The following is a 2,043-nucleotide window of genomic DNA, read 5'->3' on the forward strand; positions in this document are numbered from 1 at the left end:
CTTAATACTATAATGATAGACGGCACAGGTATGTGTGGAGGCTGCAGGGTGCTTCATGAAGAAGGGGCAAAATTTGTATGTGTTGATGGTCCAGAATTCGATGGGCATAAGATTGCATGGGACAGCCTTATTCAACGACAGGGAATATATCGCAATGAAGAAGCAGTTTCGATTAAAAAGTGGGAGCATATTTGTCATCTTGAGCAATCTATTGGCAGGGGAAGAGATAATAAATGAAAGCAAAAAAAAGTGCTAAAATCCCTCGCTATGAAATGCCGCTTCAGGACAGATTTGAAAGAAGAAGTAATTTTAATGAAGTTTCCCTTGGCTATACTGAAGAAATTGCTATAGCAGAGGCTAATCGCTGCCTGCAATGTAAAAAGCCCACTTGTGTGAAAGGCTGTCCAGTAGGAGTACTTATCCCTCAGTTTATTAATGCCATTCGGCAAAACAATATAACCGAAGCCATAAGATTGATGAAAATTAAAAATAATCTTCCAGCAATTTGTGGCCGTGTCTGCCCTCAGGAAACCCAATGCGAAGGCAGTTGCATTCTCGGAAAGACTGGCGAACCTGTGGCTATTGGCAATCTCGAAAGGTATATTGGGGATTATGAGCTTGCACACCGAACATGTCCATTGATTAAGCCAAACTACACCGGCAAAAAAGTGGCAGTAGTTGGCTCAGGTCCTGCTGGACTTACATGCGCTGTAGATCTTGCAAAGGAAGGGCATCATGTCATAATTTTTGAATCACTTCATCATCCCGGAGGCGTTCTCACCTATGGCATCCCTGAGTTCAGGTTACCCAAGTCAATAGTAGCTTCAGAAATTGACTACGCCGTGAATTGCCTTGGAATCGAAATAAAGACTGACCACATAATCGGCAGGACAATGACACTTCATGAACTGCTTAATAAATATGATGCAGTTTTTATTGGGACAGGCGCCGGTTTGCCAATTTTTATGAATATTCCAGGCATAAATTACATTGGGGTAATATCAGCGAATGAATTTCTTTCAAGGATTAATCTGATGAAGGCATATCTCTTTCCTAAATATGATACCCCTGTTAGGATAGGCAAGCGAGTAGCCGTAATAGGAGCAGGTAATGTAGCTATGGATTCGGCGCGATGCTCATTGAGACTACAGAGAATTATAGGTGTTGAATTTGGAGAGGTGCGGATAATATATCGCAGATCACGAGAGGAGGTGCCCGCAAGAATTAACGAATTTAAACATGCTGAAGATGAGGGAGTCAAGTTTGAATTCCTCACCAATCCCCTTGAGATTCTTGGTGACAGCAATGGAAATGTAATCGCAATTAAATGTATCAGAATGAAACTCGGAGAGCCAGATAGCAAAGGAAGACGTCAGCCTATTCCTATTCCCGATTCTGAGTTCATTATTGAGGTTGATACTGTAATTATGGCTCTTGGTACCAATCCTAATCCGCTTGTTTTTAGGGATTATGATAAAATCCAGAAGTCTAAATATGGCACCATCATCGTTAATGAAAATACAGGGGAAAGTTCAATAAAAAGACTCTGGGCAGGAGGGGATGTGGTAACAGGCTCTGCTACGGTAATCAGCGCTATGGGTGCAGGCAAACTAGCTGCTGCAGAAATTCACAGATTTTTGAGTGGCAAAGAATCCAGCAAGAACAAATCAATTTGCTCTATAAAATAAGCTGTTGAAGGAAATCTAACCTTATGTCCCAAGCACTATGGCGAACCATAAAATGTGCAGTTTGCGGGATAACCACGAGAAGAGGAAATATGTTAAAATACATTAAAAAATGCCTTTGAGTATTCCATAATCCGTAGTCTTTGCTAGAGAAACGAAGCAATCTCATATTTTCTAATCAGATTGCCACCTGTCAGCGTGCATCACACAGGCAGGCATAGCACAGGCAGGCGCACCCTTCGGGTGCTCGCAATGACAATAAAATCAACAGGTATTTAATGCTCATTAAGGATTATGGGTTTAACTGATGAATTGAAAGATTTATGCACTCCTGCATATCCATTAACAAATATCCCGA

Annotated in this window: 2 protein-coding genes; both read left to right on the forward strand. The window is 41.4% G+C overall.

The features are described 5' to 3' along the window. Positions 1 to 237, forward strand: a 237-nt coding sequence (locus AC3EBE_RS24745; RefSeq protein WP_488597690.1) for an iron-sulfur cluster-binding protein, incomplete at its 5' end; no start/stop codon positions are given. Beyond that, complete coding sequence (gene gltA, locus AC3EBE_RS24750) at positions 234 to 1,688, forward strand: NADPH-dependent glutamate synthase (RefSeq protein WP_488597691.1); 1,455 nt, start codon at positions 234 to 236, stop codon at positions 1,686 to 1,688. The genes AC3EBE_RS24745 and gltA, both read left to right, overlap by 4 nt. The last annotated feature ends 355 nt before the right edge of the window (positions 1,689 to 2,043 follow it).

The organism is Mesobacillus sp. (assembly GCF_057785455.1).